Origin of the sequence: Raineyella sp. W15-4 (assembly GCF_033170155.1) — a bacterium.
Lineage (GTDB): Bacteria > Actinomycetota > Actinomycetes > Propionibacteriales > Propionibacteriaceae > Raineyella.
The window spans coordinates 38,636-55,167 of record NZ_CP137079.1 but is presented as its reverse complement, the minus strand read 5'-3'; the positions used below and the strand labels follow the sequence as shown (position 1 = coordinate 55,167).

General features: G+C 71.7%; 16 protein-coding genes. 11 read left to right on the top strand and 5 right to left on the bottom strand.

The window, feature by feature from the left end; genetic code table 11:
- The first annotated feature begins 154 nt into the window (after positions 1-154).
- The 4 genes from R0145_RS00255 (at position 155) to R0145_RS00240 (ending at position 5,344) form a co-directional block, all read left to right on the top strand.
- Positions 155-826, top strand: coding sequence for a 4a-hydroxytetrahydrobiopterin dehydratase (locus R0145_RS00255; RefSeq protein WP_317838431.1), 672 nt, complete (start codon positions 155-157; stop codon positions 824-826).
- A gap of 28 nt (positions 827-854) precedes the next feature.
- Positions 855-2,702 carry a cation:proton antiporter gene (locus R0145_RS00250; protein ID WP_317838430.1) on the top strand — a complete coding sequence of 616 codons (1,848 nt, stop codon included), beginning with the start codon at positions 855-857 and terminating at the stop codon, positions 2,700-2,702.
- Positions 2,703-2,900: 198 nt separating this feature from the next.
- Entirely contained in the window at positions 2,901-3,677 is a 777-nt protein-coding gene (locus R0145_RS00245) for a PadR family transcriptional regulator (protein WP_317838429.1), read from the top strand.
- Entirely contained in the window at positions 3,674-5,344 is a 1,671-nt protein-coding gene (locus R0145_RS00240; RefSeq protein ID WP_317838428.1) for a DHA2 family efflux MFS transporter permease subunit, read from the top strand. The genes R0145_RS00245 and R0145_RS00240 overlap by 4 nt, the downstream gene beginning before the upstream one ends.
- Before the next feature lie 183 nt (positions 5,345-5,527).
- Here the strand turns inward: R0145_RS00240 and R0145_RS00235 are convergent, their stop codons facing one another.
- Complete coding sequence (locus tag R0145_RS00235; RefSeq protein WP_317838427.1) at positions 5,528-6,475, bottom strand: YhfC family intramembrane metalloprotease; 948 nt, start codon at positions 6,473-6,475, stop codon at positions 5,528-5,530.
- 110 nt (positions 6,476-6,585) lie between these two features.
- Here R0145_RS00235 and R0145_RS00230 point away from each other — a divergent pair, with 110 nt between their 5' ends.
- The 5 genes from R0145_RS00230 to R0145_RS00210 all read left to right on the top strand — a co-directional run bounded on the left by R0145_RS00230 (position 6,586) and on the right by R0145_RS00210 (position 10,682).
- Positions 6,586-6,921, top strand: coding sequence for a PadR family transcriptional regulator (locus R0145_RS00230; RefSeq protein ID WP_317838426.1), 336 nt, complete (start codon positions 6,586-6,588; stop codon positions 6,919-6,921).
- Positions 6,918-7,805 carry a DUF5808 domain-containing protein gene (locus R0145_RS00225; RefSeq protein WP_317838425.1) on the top strand — a complete coding sequence of 296 codons (888 nt, stop codon included), beginning with the start codon at positions 6,918-6,920 and terminating at the stop codon, positions 7,803-7,805. The genes R0145_RS00230 and R0145_RS00225 overlap by 4 nt, the downstream gene beginning before the upstream one ends.
- A gap of 102 nt (positions 7,806-7,907) precedes the next feature.
- Positions 7,908-8,744, top strand: coding sequence for an undecaprenyl-diphosphate phosphatase (locus R0145_RS00220; RefSeq protein WP_317838424.1), 837 nt, complete (start codon positions 7,908-7,910; stop codon positions 8,742-8,744).
- 401 nt (positions 8,745-9,145) lie between these two features.
- On the top strand, positions 9,146-9,769 hold the full coding sequence (locus R0145_RS00215) for a hypothetical protein (RefSeq protein WP_317838423.1): 624 nt from the start codon (positions 9,146-9,148) through the stop codon (positions 9,767-9,769).
- Positions 9,770-9,962: 193 nt separating this feature from the next.
- A complete protein-coding gene (locus R0145_RS00210) occupies positions 9,963-10,682 on the top strand; it encodes an NADPH-dependent F420 reductase (protein ID WP_317838422.1) in 720 nt (239 codons plus the stop codon).
- Between the two features lie 300 nt (positions 10,683-10,982).
- Here R0145_RS00210 and R0145_RS00205 read toward each other — a convergent pair whose 3' ends face one another.
- Both R0145_RS00205 and R0145_RS18335 read right to left on the bottom strand, forming a co-directional pair.
- On the bottom strand, positions 10,983-11,615 hold the full coding sequence (locus R0145_RS00205; protein WP_317838421.1) for an arsenate reductase ArsC: 633 nt from the start codon (positions 11,613-11,615) through the stop codon (positions 10,983-10,985).
- A 295-nt stretch (positions 11,616-11,910) separates the two neighbouring features.
- The gene (locus R0145_RS18335) at positions 11,911-12,093 is read right to left on the bottom strand and encodes a pentapeptide repeat-containing protein (RefSeq protein WP_411742132.1); all 183 of its coding nucleotides are present in this window, start codon (positions 12,091-12,093) and stop codon (positions 11,911-11,913) included.
- Positions 12,094-12,186: 93 nt separating this feature from the next.
- Here R0145_RS18335 and R0145_RS00200 point away from each other — a divergent pair, with 93 nt between their 5' ends.
- Positions 12,187-12,750, top strand: coding sequence for a GNAT family N-acetyltransferase (locus R0145_RS00200; RefSeq protein WP_317838420.1), 564 nt, complete (start codon positions 12,187-12,189; stop codon positions 12,748-12,750).
- 111 nt (positions 12,751-12,861) lie between these two features.
- Here the strand turns inward: R0145_RS00200 and R0145_RS00195 are convergent, their stop codons facing one another.
- The gene (locus R0145_RS00195; RefSeq protein WP_317838419.1) at positions 12,862-14,655 is read right to left on the bottom strand and encodes a DUF885 domain-containing protein; all 1,794 of its coding nucleotides are present in this window, start codon (positions 14,653-14,655) and stop codon (positions 12,862-12,864) included.
- Between the two features lie 198 nt (positions 14,656-14,853).
- Here R0145_RS00195 and R0145_RS00190 point away from each other — a divergent pair, with 198 nt between their 5' ends.
- Positions 14,854-16,044, top strand: a complete 1,191-nt coding sequence (locus R0145_RS00190) for an amino acid aminotransferase (protein WP_317838418.1) — start codon at positions 14,854-14,856, stop codon at positions 16,042-16,044.
- 68 nt (positions 16,045-16,112) lie between these two features.
- Here the strand turns inward: R0145_RS00190 and R0145_RS00185 are convergent, their stop codons facing one another.
- Positions 16,113-16,496: a nuclear transport factor 2 family protein gene (locus tag R0145_RS00185; protein ID WP_317838417.1), complete on the bottom strand. Its 384-nt coding sequence runs from the start codon at positions 16,494-16,496 to the stop codon at positions 16,113-16,115.
- Positions 16,497-16,532: the final 36 nt, after the last annotated feature.

The window sequence follows — 16,532 nt, the reverse complement described above, 5'->3', positions numbered from 1 at the left end:
TGCACGGCAAGGCGGTCCCTTGCGACCGCGGGTGTCGGCAAGGTGGCGATGCCGCTACCGGCCGCCCGGGCGGGACCACCGGCACCACAGGGCTGATGCACCCCTCACGGACGATGATCAACAATGGAGGGGACCCACGAGGAAGGCCACTGTCATGAGCACCGTCCTGTCCCGCCGCGAGGCCAGCGTCGCCGCCCCTGGCTGGCGGCTCCTCACCGACCGTCTGCATCTCAGCGCCGATCTCGGCGACTTCGACCGGGCGATGGAGTTCGTCACCGCCGTGGCCGAGGTCGCCCGGGCCCTCGACCACCACCCGGACATCGAGATCCGCTGGTCCCGGGTCCATCTGTCGGTGACCAGCCACGACGCCGGCGGCATCACCGACCGGGACGTACGCCTCGCGACCCGGGTCAGCGGCCTGCTCGCCGACCGGGGCGTCCGTCCCGACCACGCTCGACTCACCGTCGTCGAGGTCGCGGTGGACGCCCTGAACCGACCGGCGGTCCAGCCGTTCTGGGCCGCGGTGCTCGGCCGCCCGATGCCGCCGGCGGACTCCCCCGAGGAGAGCGACCTGGAGCTCCCCGACCCGGACCTGACCGGCCCGCTGATCTGGTTCCAACAGATGGACGCCCCGCGCCCCCAGCGCAACCGGATCCACCTCGACGTGTGGGTGGCCCACGACGAGGTGCAGCACCGGCTGGACCGGGCGCTGGCCGCCGGCGGCCACCTCGTCAGCGACGGCCGCGCGCCGTCGTTCTGGGTCCTCGCCGATGCCGAGGGCAACGAGGCCTGCCTGTGCACCTGGCAGGCCCGCGACCGGGAGTGACCGGCCGCTCCCGCCCTACGATCTCCCCATGGAGATCGTCATCACCGTCGCCGGGTTCACGTTCGTCGTCCTGGTGGTCACCTGGTGGGCCGATCGGCTGCGGATCTCCGCGCCGTTGGCCCTGATGTTGGTCGGGGTCGCCGGGTCGCTGATCCCGTTCCTCCATGTCCCCGCCCTGTCCCCGGAGCTCGTCCTGGTCGGGCTGCTGCCGCCGCTGCTCTACGCCGCCGCGGTCAACACCCCACTGGCGGACTTCCGGTCCAACGTCACGTCGATCGGCTGGCTGTCGATCGGTCTGGTGCTCTTCACCATGGCCGGGGTGGCGGCGGTGGTCCGGCCGCTGCTCGACGTGCCGTGGCCGGCCGCCTTCGCGATCGGCGCCGTGGTCGCACCGCCCGATGCGGTGGCAGCGACCGCGGTGGCCCGGCAGGTCGGGCTCCCCCGCCGGGTGGTGACGATCCTCGAGGGCGAGTCCCTGGTCAACGACGCGACCGCCCTGGTGAGCCTGCGCTCCGCCACCCTGGCACTCACCGCCGCCCTGTCGGTCGGCGCGGTGGTGCTCGACTTCGGCCGGGCCGTCGTCCTCGCCATCGTCATCGGGCTGGGCGTCGCGCGACTCGCCGGGCTGTTCTTCCGCCGGCTCCGGGACGCCGCGATGACGGTCGGCCTGTCCTTCCTCGTCCCGTTCACGGCGTACGTCCTCACCGAGTTGGTGCACGGCTCGGGCGTGCTGGCCGTGGTGGTCGCCGGCATCGTGCTCGGCCACCGCGCCCAGCGCGAGCAGACCGCCGAGGCACGGCTGTCCGCCCGGATCAACTGGCACACCCTGCAGTTCCTGCTGGAGAACGCCGTGTTCCTGCTGATCGGCCTGCAGACCCGGCAGATCGTCATCGCCGCCTGGGACTCCGGGCCCGGACGCGGCACCGTGATCGCGGTCTGCCTGGCGACCCTGGGAGCGGTCATCCTGCTGCGGCTGGTCTGGCTGCTCGGCACCAGGGCGTTCCTCGTACGTCGCGGCGGCCGGCCGTGGGCCGAGACCCTGGTGATCGGCTGGGCCGGGATGCGCGGCGTGGTGACGCTGGCCGCCGCGATGACGCTTCCGCTCGACACGCCCGGCCGACCCGTCCTGGTGCTGGTCGCCCTGGTCGTCACGATCGGGACGCTGCTGATCCAGGGCCTCACCCTTCCCCCGCTGGCCCGCGCCCTGCGGCTGCGGGGACCGGACGCCCGCGAGGACGCCATCGAGTCCGCGATGATCCTGCAACGCGCCACCGCGGCCGGACTCGACGCCGCCGACAGCGCGGCCGGGCCGGAGGACAGGGCGGCCGTCGACCTGCTCAGGGCGGAGAACACCCACCGGCTGAACACCCTCTGGGAGCGCCTCGGCCGCCCCGGCTCCGAACAGGAGACACCCGAGGCGACCCGCCGTCGGCTTCGCCGAGTGGCCCTGGGGCGGGAGCGAGAGGTCATCCTCGACATCCGCGACGAGGGCAACGCCGACCAGACCGTCGTCTCCGAGGTGCTCAACGGACTGGACCTCGAGGAGGTGATCTCGCAACGCTTCATCGACCGCAGCGATGCTGTACGCGGCGCCCTCGCCGTGCACAGCATCGCCGAACCCTGCTCCCACCTGCAGGAGGCGACCGACTGCGCCGTCCCCACCTCGTACACCGGCTGCCCGGACTGCGAACGGGAGGGCCTGACCTGGGTGCACCTGCGGATGTGCCTGGCCTGCGGCAACATCGGCTGCTGCGACTCCTCCCCCGGCAACCACGCCCGCAAACACTTCGAGCACACCGGGCACCCGGTGATGCGGTCGTTCGAGCCCGGCGAGTCCTGGCGCTGGTGCTACCTCGACGAGGTCATCTCGGACTGATATCGGGCGACGTGGACCTGGATCGTTGCCCGCGGCACGTCGACGAGTGCGCCGCACCATGCCGCATGGGCATCCCGACCCCCAATACTCCAACTGGAATAATCGACGCGGAGCACCTATGGTGTGACGGCAGCCACAACCTGGCAACGCATCCTGTGCACCATTCGCCCAGCGCCTCCGCCCCGGAAGGAGGAGATCATGCCACTCACCCCATTGCAGCTCTCCGCACTGGCGATCCTGCACGAGGCACCGTCGCACCCGTACGAGGTCTACCAACTCATGCTGCAGCGCCGGGAGGACCGGGTGGTCAAGGTCCGTCCCGGCACGCTCTACCACGCCATCGGCCGGCTGGCCGACGAGGGACTGCTGGAATCGTGCGGCACCGATCGGTGCGGCAACCGGCCGGAGCGTACGACCTACCGGATCACCGACGCGGGCCGTGACGCCCTGCGGGCCACCGTCGACGAGTGGGTGTCCCGGCCGGTGTACGAGTATCCGCGGTTCCCCTGTGCCGTCGCCGAGCTCAACAAGCTGCCCGCCGACCGGGCCGTCGAGCTGCTGATCACCCGCGCCGGGCGTCTCGACGCGGAGCGCGCGTTGCTCACCGAGACCCTGGCGTACGTCTGCGGCCGCGGACTCCCGGAGCGCTTCACCCTCGACCTCGACTACCAGGCGTCGATGCTGCTCGCGGAGGCCCACTGGCTCCGCGACCTCGCCGCCCGGATCGGCGACGGGACGACGAGTTGGGTCTCCCCCGCGCCGGCACCCGACCCCGACGCCCTGCCGGAGCGCCCGCTGAGCGTCTCCCCGTACTACGACCCGGCCCGCTACGGACCCCCCGACCCACCCGCGTACGCCACCGTCGACGACGACATCACGGTGCACGCCGCCCCTGCGCACGCCGCCCCGCGGCGCGGCACCCCCGCGTACGCCACCATCGAATCCACCCCCGCCGATCCCGAGGAGCAGCCATGAGCACCACCCGCGACGATCGGGTCACCATGACACCCGGTGCGCCCAGCACCCCCGACGCCACCACCCCCGACGCACCCACACCAAGCGCACCCACCGGCCCGACCGGCCCCGGCGCCCAGTTCGAGGACCACGGGGTGTCCACGGCGGACGCCTGGCGCGCCCTGGTGGCCCTGGTGGTCGGGTTCTTCATGATCCTGATCGACACCACGATCGTGTCGGTGGCGATGCCGCACATCATCACCGGACTGAACACCACCCTGAACGCGGCGATCTGGGTCACCAGCGCCTACCTGCTGGCGTACGCCGTGCCGCTGCTGATCACCGGCCGCCTCGGCGACCGCTACGGCCCGAAGAACCTCTACCTCATCGGCCTGACCGTCTTCACCGTCTCCTCGCTGGCCTGCGGCCTGGCCGGCACGGCCGGGGCACTGATCGCCTGGCGCGTGGTGCAGGGCCTCGGCGCGGCGCTGATGACCCCGCAGACGATGGCGGTGATCACCCGCCTCTTCCCACCGAAGGAGCGGGCCCAGGCGATGTCCCTGTGGGGCGCGACCGCCGGCGTCGCCATGCTGGTCGGCCCGCTGCTGGGCGGCCTGCTCACCGACGGCTTCGGCTGGGAGTGGATCTTCTTCGTCAACGTGCCGATCGGCATCGTCGGCTTCGTCGCTGCGGTTCGCCTGGTCCCCACCCTGCCGGTGCACGCGCACAGCTTCGACTGGCTCGGCGTCATCCTCAGCGCGCTCGGCACCTTCCTGGTCGTGTTCGGCATCCAGGAGGGCAACACCTACCAGTGGGCCGGGATCACCGACGACCTCACCGTGGCCGGCCTGCACACCCACCTCCCGATCTCCGTGCCGGGTCTGATCACCATCGGCCTGGTAGTGCTGGCACTGTTCGTCGTCTGGCAGGCGATCAACACCCGCGAGCCGCTGGTGCCGCTCGCCCTCTTCCGGGACCGCAACTTCTCCGCCGCGAACGCCGCGATCACCGTGATGGGCTTCTGCGTGGTCGGCACCTCGTTCCCGCTGATGCTGTTCTACCAGGAGGTGAAGGGGCTCACCCCGACCCAGGCGGCCCTCACCATGATCCCGATGGCCCTGCTGTCCGGTGGTCTGGCACCGCTGACCGGCAAGCTCCAGACCCGGATCAACCCCAAGTGGCTGGCGATGCTCGGCTTCCTGCTGTTCTCCGCCTCCCAGGTCTGGGCCTGGTGGATCACCCGCGCGGACACCCCGATCTGGATGTTCCTGCTCCCGCTGGCCCTGCTCGGCGTCGCCAACAGCCTGATCTGGGGGCCGGTCTCGATGACCGCCACCCGCAACCTCCCGCCACGGCTGGCGGGCGCCGGCTCGGGCATCTACAACACCACCCGGCAGATGGGCAGCGTCCTCGGCTCGGCGTCGATCGCGGCGGTGATGTCGAGCCGGCTGCAGGTGGAGATGAGCCGCGCGGTCCAGGCCCTGCCGCCGGCGGCGCGCGCCCAGATCCCGGCCGGCACCGCGACCGAGGGCTTCTCCGGCACCCTGCCGCCGTTCCTCCACGACGCCTTCGCCGCGGCGATGGGCCAGTCGCTGCTGCTCGGCGCGGCGGCGATCCTGCTCGGCCTGGTCGCCGCGCTGTTCTTCGCCAAGCCGCCGGCCGAGCACATGGACCGCGCGGCCCGCTGATCTCAGATACCCCGACACATCGCAGATACCCCGACAAGACAGACGAACGACGGCCCGCGTCATCGAGCGCGGGCCCGTCGACGCCCCCGCACCTCGCCCGTGCAGAGTTGCTGAGTGACACTCACCTCTGCACGGTCGGGGCATCGCGATCAGCGAGACGGTCCACCGGTCAGCCCCGGGCGGTCACCCCTGGGGCGGCGTCGGCCCCTCGTCGACGGCATCCGGCGGGACGTCACGTTTCAGTGGGACGTCGCCCTCCGGTAGGACGCCACTCTCCGGCGGCACCGCACCCCCCACCGGGATCTGCGGCGCGGGCAGCCTCGACAGGTCCGGCACCACCTCGGTGGCGAACCCGGGCCGCAAGCGTACGGCCAGCACCAGCAGCAGTGCGGCGAGCACCAACACGGCCAGTTCGATCAGCCAGGGGTTGACCGCGTACTCGGCCATCAGGACGGCGGTGAGATTGACCGTGCCGTGCAGCAGGACGGCGAGCACCCAGGTCAGCAGTTTGCGGGAGCGATGGACGCCCCACAGCACCAGCACCGACAGTGCGACATGGACGCCGATCGCCCCGATCCGCTCGACGCCGGCGGCCAGGAACAGCGGCGACGCCGTACCGACCAGGGCGTCGTGCACCTGCTGGGCGGTCGCGGCGGGCATGGTGGCGGCGATCCGGGCCCAGTTGCCGGTGTTGATCATCTCGGCGAGGACCAGGTTGGACACCGTGTTGAGGCCGACCAGGACCATCGCCTCGAGCCCGCCGTGGCCCAGGCCGAACGAGACGCCGTCGATCCAGCGGTGGAAGCGGCGCAACAGCAGCACCATCACCACCAGCCGTCCGGTCTCCTCGAACAGGCCGGCCGTGTAGCTCGCCACCGGGCCGGACAGCAGGAAGGTCGCGACCGGAGGCGGCAGCGTCGGGACGACGACCAGCATCAGCGGGATCCGGGTGAGGAGCTGAGCGGCGGCGAAGGCGAGCATGCCGCAGAGGAAGGCACGCCCGATCGCCGGGTAGCGCGGGCCGCCGTCCGACGTACGCCGCGTCTGGAGCCAGATCAGACCGCCGAGCGGCAGACCGAAGCAGATGAGCAGGGTGACGACCAAGAAGGCGATGGACAGCAGGGGGACCATGGGACTCTCCGGGAGGTGGTCGACGGCGCGACGGCGGATGGCGACGACCGGAAACGATCGGCACCACCAGCATATTGACACGACAGGATACTGTGCAATGCAATATAGCTATGCGCACCGACCACCTCACCCAACTCCGCAAGGGCGCGCTCGAATTGGCCGTCCTCGCCCTTCTCGACCGCGCCCCGTCGTACGGCTTCGAGATCGTCGAGGGGTTGGCCGGGCTGCCCGGCCTGGAGGCGACGACCGGCACGATCTACCCGCTGCTGACGAGGCTGAAGAACTCGCGGCTGGTCAACACCACCTGGCGGGAGTCGCCGAAGGGCCCGCCGCGCAAGTACTACACGCTCAGCGATGCCGGCCGCGAGGAGCTGGCCGGACAGACCGCGGCCTGGCGCCAGGTGGTCACGGCGATGGACACACTGCTCACCGAGGAGTCCCGATGACCGCCCCGAACCCCGTGGACGAGGACATCGCCGCCTACGTCGCCGAGGTGGCCCGCCACCTCAAGGCCCGCGGGCCGGCGCGCCGCCAGGCCCTTGCCGACCTCGAGGCGGCGCTGCGGGAGACGGCAGCGGGGTACGCCGTCGCCCACGCCGAGGACAGTGGGACCCGGCCCGAAGGTCCGCCGGCCGCGGCGGAGGACCCGGTGGCCGCCGCGGTGGCGTCTTTCGGCTCGGCCCGGACGTACGCCGCGGAACTGGACGAGGAGTTGCGCACCGAGCGGCGGTGGCGGACCATCCTCGGCGTGCCGAACTCGCTGGCCGCCGGCGTGTTGCAGCGGATGGCGGCGACGTTCGACCCGTCCGATCCGCACGTGGTGGTGCCGCACGTGTTCGGGATCGGCTGGGCGCTCAACATGGGGGCGGTCGCCGTACGCCTCGGTCTGCTCAACCCCGACGACCTCGACGACGAGTTGCTGGACGAGGCGGTCGACGGTCCGGGGCGGTGGGCCCGAGCGATGGCCTGGACCGCGGCCGGCGCGCTGACTGTCGCCGCCGGTGCCTCGGTCTCGGGGCGCCGGCGCCGGGGACTCACCGGTCGGGCGGCCTGGGCCGATGTCCCCGGAGCCGTGGGCGTGGCCGCGGCGGCCGCCACCCTGGCCGCCCTCGGCGCGGACCGGGAGCTCCCGCCCGGCCAACGGCTGGTGGCTCCGGCGTACGCGACGCTCTTCGCCGGGATCGGCGTCGCCTCGCTGACCGGTCTGCGCCCGGACGGCAGCCGGTCGAAGTGGTCCGGGTGGTGGGGACTGCCGTTGGGTACCGTGCTGTGGTGGGCGGCCACGTATGGCCCGGTGAGGGCGGCGGTCGACCGCGCGGTGCGTCACTGAGCGGCCGGGCACGGTCGGACGGCCGGACCAGCGGCGACCGGGTGCCGCGGCTCCGGTACGGTCGACCTGCATCCAGCAGCCGCCGACCCACGAAAGGGCACCATGAACTGGTTCCACGCCATCCTGCTCGGGATCGTCGAGGGAATCACCGAGTTCCTCCCGGTCTCCAGCACCGGACACCTCAACATCATCGAGCACCTCCTCGGGTACCGGATCGACGACCCCGGTATGACCGCGTTCACCGCCATCATCCAGGTGGGCGCGATCATCGCGGCCATCGTCTACTTCCGCACCGACATCGTCCGGATCGCCGTCGCGTGGTACCGAGGGCTGAGGAGCGCCGACGCCCGCCATGATCCGGACTACCGGCTGGGCTGGGGAGTGATCATCGGCTCCGTCCCGGTGGCCGTCGTCGGGCTGCTCTTCAAGGGCGCGATCGAGACCACACTGCGCAGCATGTGGGTCGTCGCCGGGGCGCTGCTGCTGTGGAGCATCGTGATGTGGATCGCCGACCGTCTCCCGCACCACGACCGCGGAATGCACGACGTCACCCTCAAGGACTCTCTGGTGATCGGCCTCTTCCAGGCCCTGGCGCCACTGTTCCCGGGCATCTCCCGCTCCGGCGCGACCATCTCCGCCGGCCTGTTCCGGGGCTTCGACCGGGTCACCGCCACCCGGCTGAGCTTCTACATGGGGATCCCGGCCCTGATCGCCGCCGGGGGGCTGGAAGCCGCCACCCAGGCGGGAGCGGTCTCCGCCACCGTCGGCTGGGGTCCGACCGTGCTGGCGACCGTGGTCTCCTTCGTCGTCGCGTACGTCTCCATCGCCTGGCTGCTGAAGTTCGTGTCGACCAACGACTTCACCGGGTTCATCGTCTACCGCATCCTGCTCGGTCTGTTGCTCCTCGGGCTCCTGATGACCGAGCTGATCCCCGCCTGAGGCGCCGTGGTCCTCGGGCCGGTCCTCGCCGGCCCGGTCCGCCGCGTCCTGACCAGCCGGCCCCACTGCGCGCCCTGACGGGTCGGCCCCACGCCGGACAGGCCGCCCCACGCCAGGGTGGCACTCGCCGAAACGTCAGGTCTGTTCTCGAACTCAGGTTTCACCCCCCTGGTGACGCATCACCAGGGGGGTGACGGCGCTCTGACCGGGCTTGGCGACCTTCTGAGCCGCATAGGTTGACCGATTCGCCGTCCGCACGGGAAAGTGACCCCATGGAGAAGCGTCACCCCCCGGGTGAAAACTCGGGAAGAGAAACAACTCCGGATTCCGACACTCCGGATTCCGACGATGCGGATTCCGACGATGCGGCCGCCGCCAGACGCGCTTCGATCCGCGAGCTCTTGGTCGGCCCGGACTCCGGCCCGGCGTACGACCGGCCGTACAACCCGGCGTACGACTCGAACGAGGATGCCGAGGACTGGGCCGCGGACCGGGCCACTCCCACCGGCCTCGACGCCTCAGGACCCGAGGATCCCCCCGACCCCGACGCGGGAGGAGCATCGGCCCGGTGGCAGGCTGCTCTCCCGCACCGGGTCCACGAGGGCACGTTCCACGAGACGGTGCGTCGCCTGGCGAACGCCGGCGTGACGCCTGAGGTCCTGCTGGACGCCTACGCCGACGGCGGGGACGCGCTGTATCGGTCCGCGCTCGAGGGCGGGGATCCGGTGAACAGGATCCCCGGCGAGTCCACTCCCGAGTGGGCCGAGCGACATGGCGGAGCCCTGGCCGTCGCCCTGGTCGCGGCCGAGGTCAGTGCCCTGCAGGCCCACCTCAGTGCCCGGGCAGCATTCGTCCGCTCGCGGGCGGTCCGCGATCTGCTGCTCACGTGGCCTGCCTCCTCCCTGGCCCTCGACCTGGGCGTGGCGCGGCAGAAGGTGTACCGGATCGGACGGTCCGGGAAGCCCACGGACTTCGTCGCGACCACCCCGTGGACGGACCGAGAGGTGGACGGACCGGGAGAATGACAGGGTCGGCAGTCAGGGGCGGCCAGGGGGACCGCCTGCGGTGAGGATGGCGGCGGTGGGAGCGCCTCCGGCGAGGTTCGCGGCGGCGAGAATGGAAACATCGCCGCTCAGGGCGGCCAAGTCAGCGGTCGAGCCGACGGTCCGGTCCGCGACCCGCGCCGGCTCCCGCCAGCCCGACGCTGACAATGGCGGAGTGACAGTCGGCGACACGAACTCGGGTCAGGCGAGCACCGGTCAGGCGAGCACCGGCGGGACAACCACCGGTGAAGTGGGCAACACCACCGTCGGAATCCTCGGGGCGGGACACCTCGGGATGGCCCTCGCCTCCCGGCTACTGGGCACCGGCTACGCCGTACGCCTCGCGACCCGCCGCCCGGCACGGGTAACGGCCGAGCAGATCGCTCCTTACCTGCCGGGGGTCGCAGCGGTCTCCCGGGCCGAGGCGTACGACAGCGACATCGTCATCGCCGCGATCCCCCTTCGGCGTTACCGCAGCCTCCCGGCCGCGGCACTGCGTGGCCACATCGTTGTCGACGTGATGAACCACTTCCCTCTCGTCGACGGACCGATCCCGGAGTTCGACGAGGATCCCCGGTCGACCAGCGAGATCGTCCAAGCCCATCTGGCCGGTGCGTACGTCGTCCGCACGCTCAACCACATCGGGGCCCGCGAGATCGGCACCGACTCCCGTCCTTCCGGGGAGGAGGGCCGCCGCGCACTGGCGATCGCCTCCGACCACCCGGCCGCTGCGGCGCGGGTCAGCATGCTGGTGGATGCCCTGGGGTTCGACCCGGTCGACGCGGGCCCGCTGGCCAATGCCTGGGCCTTCGCCCCCGGCACCCTGATCTTCCACGGGCGATGGACCGCCGAGGGACTGCGGCTGGCACTGGCAAAGGCCGTGGTGCGGGCCTGACGGGTAGCCCGAAGGACCCGGCACGAGAGGCCCGAAGGACCCGATCAGCGCGTAACGACGGCGAGCCGGTGGCCGACAACAATGGGGGGATCGTCGGCCACCGGCTCAGCGTCCACGCTAGGAGGTTCCCCGCCGGCGGACCATCACCGAAAGGCTACTACGCTCGGCTCACAGGCGGGATCCGCCGACTCGTGGGCAGTGCCGGAGCATCCACAGGTCGGGCACAGAGCGACGGCGGGGAGCCTGACGCGACGTACCGTTCGTACGCCTGCCCGGCAGCGTCGCGCGTGGCGGCCGAGCCTACAGGTTGGGCCGGCCGTCCGGGAGGGTCGGATGCGAGACGATGATCGCCCAGAGTTCCTGCACCCGCCGGTCCACCTCGTCGCGGACCTGGCGCGCCTGGTCGAGCCCGCCTTCCGCCGGGTCGTCCAGGCGCCAATCGTGGTAGCACTTGCCGGGGAGCACCGGGCAGCTGTCGCCGCAGCCCATGGTGACCACGATGTCGGCGGCGCGGACGGCCTCGTCGGTGAGCGGCTTGGGGAAAGCGTCGGCCAGGTCGATGCCGATCTCGGCCATGGCGACCGCGACAGCCGGGTGGATCTCCGCGCCGGGAGCCGAGCCGGCCGAGTGCGCCACCGCCCGACCACCGGCGTAGCGGTCCAGCAGCGCCGCCGCCATCTGGGACCGGCCGGCGTTCTGCACGCAGATGAACAGCACCTCGGGGACCGGCCGGGGGACGAGCCGGTCCGCCCTCGCCAGGGCGCCGAGCCGCTCGGAGGCGAACCTGCGGGTCAGTCCTCTCACCCGGGGCGAGACCCCGCGCGCGGTGACGGGTGTCAGGAATCGGGCGACCAGGTCATGGGATTCGTCGACGAATCGGCGGATCGTCGCCGGACTGAACGTCCCGTCGAACTCGCGCGCCAACTGATCCACGACAGGCTCCAACCCACCGTGATCCCCAGCCGTACAGCCCACGGGCTTCCCGGCACCGCCGGCATCTCCGGACGCCCTCAACGGACCTCCCCCTCCCGGGTCACCCCGGCACAGTCCTCGTTCACCATGTCCGAGCCTAGGTGGCCGAGGGCCGGATGGAGAGGCCTCGGCGCAACAATCACCCCTTCGGTCACCCTTTCGATATCCACTCGATATCCGCGGGAGTCCCGCGCGCGCCGCCAGGAGGAGGATGGGAGAGCAGCGGCGCGGCGCGGGGCGCGGGTGACGTGCGACATCACCGGGGTCCAGGCTGCCGGTCGATGTTGAGAACACAGTGAGTGACGGTGCCGGACAGGACGGTGCCGGACAGGACGGTGCCGGACAGGACGGTGCCGGACAGGACGGTGCCGGACAGGACGGTGCCGACAACAGAGCGAGGTCGGGGCCGCGGTGAGCGGCGGCCCGGACCCCGAGGCACGTCGGCCCGGACCCCGGAGCTCGGCGGCACGGAGGGTCGCCCGATGGCCGCAGTGGACGCATCGGGTCGGCCGGATCTACGCTGAGGTACGCCATGCCGCGTACCTCAGTCCTCAGTATCCGCAACGCCGCCCGGGCGGACCTGACCGTCCTGCAGGCGATCATTGACGCGCAGCCGGATCATCGACCGCTCCTCGGCGGGCCGGACGTCTTCCGCCGCGATCCCGATGGCTTCACCCTGGTGGCGGAGTCCGATCACGGGGTGGTCGGGGTCTGCCTCGGCACCGTGATGAAGCCCGGACCGGTGGCCCAGGTCCTCCGTAGCGGACTCCCCGATGTGCTCCATGCCCGGCGGATCGGCCTGCTCGACACGGTCGCGATCCATCCCGAGCACACCGGGCACGGGCTGGGCACCCGACTCACCCAGGCCGCGCGTACGCACCTGCGCCGCCACAAGACCGGCGTCTGGGCGGCGGCGGCGCCGAAGACACCCCGCGGGGTCGGCATGGGTGTCATCCTGGAACGCGCCGGGCTCGAACCCTTCGCGGAGGTACCCGACTTCTGGCGGCAGCACCGCGGTGGCGATCGGGGCACCTGCCCGGCCTGCGGCGAGCTCCTGTGCCGCTGCCCGGCGGTGATGTACGCCGGGGCGATCTGAGCCCGACGACCCACCCGTCCGAGCACCCCCGCTCCGAACGACGCAGCGCACCGACGGGGCCGGGCACCCGACCCGTCACCCCCGGATGTACTGCCCCTGACGCCGGCCGCCTCAGCCCGCCAGCGCCGACCGCAGCACGTCCAGCGGTAGTGATCCCAGCGACAGCGCCCGGGCATGGAAGCCGGCCACCGAGAACGATTCCCCGCGGGTCGCGGCGGCCGCGGCGGCATCGGCCCGCAGGTCCTGCCACATCCGCTGACCGATCCGGTAGCTGGGCGCCTGGCCCGGCCAGGTGAGGTAGCGGTTCCACTCGAACCGCAGCGTCGCCTCGTCGGAGGCGACGTAGTGGCGCAGGAAGGCCCAGCCCTTCTCGGCGTCCCAGACGCCGCCACCGAACTCGTCCGGTGCCGGCTTGCCGAGGTGCACCCCCAGGTCGAACACCACCCGCGCCGCCCGCAGCATCTGCGCGTCGAGCATGCCGAACCGGTCGCCCGGGTCGTCAAGGAAGCCGAGCTCGGCCATCAGCCGCTCGGCGTAGAGGGCCCAGCCCTCGCCGTGTCCGGAGGTCCAGCACACCAGGCGCCGCCAGGTGTTGAGCTCGTCCTTGTTCGCGACCGCCTGCCCGATCTGCAGGTGATGGCCGGGCACGCCCTCGTGGTAGACGGTGGTGCGTTCCCGCCAGGTGGTGAAGTCGTTGACTCCCGCCGGCACCGACCACCACATCCGTCCCGGCCGGGACCAGTCGTCGCTGGGGGCGGTGTAGTAGATGCCGCCGGTGTTGGTCGGGGCGATCCGGCACTCCAGGCGTCGCAGCTCACCGGAGATGTCGAAGTGCACCCCGTCCAGCGCGGTGATGGCCTCCTCGGTGACCCGGGTCATCCACTCCTGGAGCGCGTCGGTGCCGTGCAACCGCCGCCCCGGATCGGCGTCGAGGACCGCGATCGCCTCCCGCACCGACGCCCCGGGCCCGGCGATGTCGGCCGCGACGGCCTGCTGTTCCGCGGCCAGTTCGTGCAGGGCGTCCAGCCCCCAGGCGTACGTCTCGTCCAGATCGACCGCCGCGCCGACGAAGTCCCGGGAGAACCGGGCATAACGGTCCCGGCCCACCGCATCGGCCTCGGGGGCGCCGGGGAGGACCTCGTCGCGCAGCACCTCGGCCAGCCGGGCGTACGCCGCGGCAGCGTCCCGGGCCGCCTGCCCGAGGCGTACGGCCAACGCGCGGTCGGTGGGGTTCACCCGGCCGGCCACGGCGGCCGGAGCAGTCCCGGCGGCCGAGTCACCGGCGCCGGCCAGCAGCCCGGTCAGGTAGCTGACGAACCACGAGGAGGACGGGTCCCCGAGCAGGATCGCGTCGCCGAGCGCCTGTTCGGCCTGTCGACGGGTCGGACGTGGACCGGCGGTGAGGCCCTCCCGCAGGCAGCCGATGTACCCATCGACGGCCTGCGGGATGTCCGCCACACGCGCGGCGATCACCTCCAGCTCGGCGGCCGTGTCGGTAGGCATCAGGTCGATCACATCGCGCAGGCCCTGCACCGGCGACTCGATGTTGTTCGCCGCGGCCCGGTATTCGCGCGCCTCGTACAGCTCCAGTTCCAGGCCGAGCCGGTCCCGCATCGCAGCGAGGGTGACGACGTCCCGGGCCTCAGCGGCGGGTGCTTCGGTGGCGGTCGGCTCGGCGTGGGCCACCTCGGACGGACCGGCGGTCGCGTCACGCTCCGCACGGTCCAGCCGAGCGAGCGTGTCCCGGACCAGGTCGGCGTACGCCGCATGCCCGGCGGACGAGAAGTCGCCCATCCGGTCGTCATGGCCGGGGATGCCGAGGGCGGTCGCCCAGGTAGGCCGCAGGGCGGCGAGTCGCCGGGTGTGGTCCTCGGCGATCCGATCAATGACGCTGGGGTTCCTCACCGGGCCGACGCTACCGCCGACCTCCACCAGGCGCCATAGTGTGCGGCTCCCGAACCGGCCGGCCTCCGACCACCGATGCCCGACCCGTCGACAGTGCCCACCCCGTGACGACGCCCTCCCCAAGGCCCTGCCCGCCCACTAGGCTGGACTGCGCGTCGCCCGGGTGGCGCCGCATCCCAACCCAGCGAAGGGGCCTTCATGTCCTTGTTCTCCGCCGTCGAAACAGCTCCCGCCGACCCGATCCTCGGCCTGACCGAGAAGTTCAAGGCGGACACCGACCCGGACAAGGCCAATCTCGGCGTCGGCGCCTACCAGAACGCTGTCGGCAAGCTGCCGTTGCTGGGCTGCGTCGCCGAGGCCCGCCGGCGGATCGCCGCGGATCCCCAGCCGATCCCCTATCTGCCGATCGACGGCCTGGCGGCGTACAACCGCTATGTCAAGGAGCTCGTCCTCGGCGTCGGCAGCCCGGTGATCGAACGTACGGCGACCGTCCAGTCCCTCGGCGGGACCGGCGCGCTGCGGGTGGGCGCGGAGTTCCTCAAGAAAGTTGCCGCCGGCGCGACCGTGCTGATCTCCGACCCGTCCTGGGAGAACCACCGCGCGCTGTTCACCGCGGCCGGCTACCCGGTGGAGAGCTACCGCTACTACGACGCCGCCAGCCGCAGCATCGACTTCCCCGGGATGGTCGAGGACCTGCGGGCCGCCGCGCCGGGGTCGATCGTGGTGCTGCACGCCTGCTGCCACAACCCGACCGGCTACGACCTCGACGCGGACCAGTGGGGCACCGTGATCGAGGTGGTCGCCGAGGGCGGCCTGATCCCGTTCCTCGACATGGCCTACCAGGGCTTCTCGCAGGGTCTGGAGGAGGATGCCCAGGTGGTGCGGCGGTTCGCCGCCGCCGGCCTGTCGTTCGTCTGCTCCACCTCGTTCTCGAAGAGCTTCTCGCTGTACGGGGAGCGCGACGGCGCCCTCTCGGTGGTCTGTGGTGACGCGGACGAGGCGAAGCGGGTGCTGTCCCAGCTGAAGCCGGTGGTCCGTACGCTCTACTCCAACCCGCCCACCCACGGCGCGAAGATCGTCGCCACCGTGCTGGGCGACCCGGAGCTGCGCGCCCGGTGGGAGGTCGAGCTGGCCGAGATGCGCGACCGGATCAAGGAGATGCGCGCCGCGCTGGTCGCCGGACTGCAGGCCGCGGGGGTCACCGACGACGTCTCGTTCATCACCGACCAGGTGGGGATGTTCTCCTACTCCGGGCTGTCGAAGGACCAGATGGTCCGGCTGCGCGAGGAGTTCCACGTGTACGGCACCGACAAGGGCCGGATCTGCGTGGCAGCGCTCAACCCGGGCAATATCGACCACGTGGCGACGGCGATCGCCGCGGTCTGGTGATCACGCTGCGGTGATCGCCTTGCGGTGACCACGCCGCGGTGATCGGCGGGGTCACCGCCGGACGCGGCTCAGCCCAGCAGCGGGGTGATCGTGCTGATCTTCCACCAGCCGTCGAGCTGGACCAACTGGTAGCAGTAGTGCTCCTGGTTGACCTCGCGGCCCGCGGCGTCGACGTTGCGGAGGGTGACGTACGCGACGGCGACGCCCCGGCCGGGCTGGTCGCACCAGGTGACCGTCGGGTGCGAGCGGACGATCCCCTTCTCGGCGTAGCCCTTCACGGCGCCGGCGAAGTAGCGCCGGGTCTGGTCGTGGTCCTGCACGACCAGCCGGGCGTGTGGGGCGATCACCATCGCCGGGTAGACGTAGAGCCGCGCCAGGTGGTCGAGGTCACCCTCGGTGAGCAGGGTCGCGTACGTCTCGAAGAGGGCGGTGAGGTCCCCGGTGATGTCCATAGGTCTCTCTCAGGGTCAAGCGGCTGCGGACGGCAA

Excerpts from the sequence above, each read along its gene's own strand:
- R0145_RS00255 (WP_317838431.1), top strand. The coding sequence starts at position 155 with ATGAGCACCGTCCTGTCCCGCCGCGAGGCCAGCGTCGCCGCCCCTGGC.
- R0145_RS00250 (WP_317838430.1), top strand. The coding sequence starts at position 855 with ATGGAGATCGTCATCACCGTCGCCGGGTTCACGTTCGTCGTCCTGGTG.
- R0145_RS00245 (WP_317838429.1), top strand. The coding sequence starts at position 2,901 with ATGCCACTCACCCCATTGCAGCTCTCCGCACTGGCGATCCTGCACGAG.
- R0145_RS00240 (WP_317838428.1), top strand. The coding sequence starts at position 3,674 with ATGAGCACCACCCGCGACGATCGGGTCACCATGACACCCGGTGCGCCC.
- R0145_RS00235 (WP_317838427.1), bottom strand. The coding sequence starts at position 6,475 with ATGGTCCCCCTGCTGTCCATCGCCTTCTTGGTCGTCACCCTGCTCATC.
- R0145_RS00230 (WP_317838426.1), top strand. The coding sequence starts at position 6,586 with ATGCGCACCGACCACCTCACCCAACTCCGCAAGGGCGCGCTCGAATTG.
- R0145_RS00225 (WP_317838425.1), top strand. The coding sequence starts at position 6,918 with ATGACCGCCCCGAACCCCGTGGACGAGGACATCGCCGCCTACGTCGCC.
- R0145_RS00220 (WP_317838424.1), top strand. The coding sequence starts at position 7,908 with ATGAACTGGTTCCACGCCATCCTGCTCGGGATCGTCGAGGGAATCACC.
- R0145_RS00200 (WP_317838420.1), top strand. The coding sequence starts at position 12,187 with ATGCCGCGTACCTCAGTCCTCAGTATCCGCAACGCCGCCCGGGCGGAC.
- R0145_RS00190 (WP_317838418.1), top strand. The coding sequence starts at position 14,854 with ATGTCCTTGTTCTCCGCCGTCGAAACAGCTCCCGCCGACCCGATCCTC.
- R0145_RS00185 (WP_317838417.1), bottom strand. The coding sequence starts at position 16,496 with ATGGACATCACCGGGGACCTCACCGCCCTCTTCGAGACGTACGCGACC.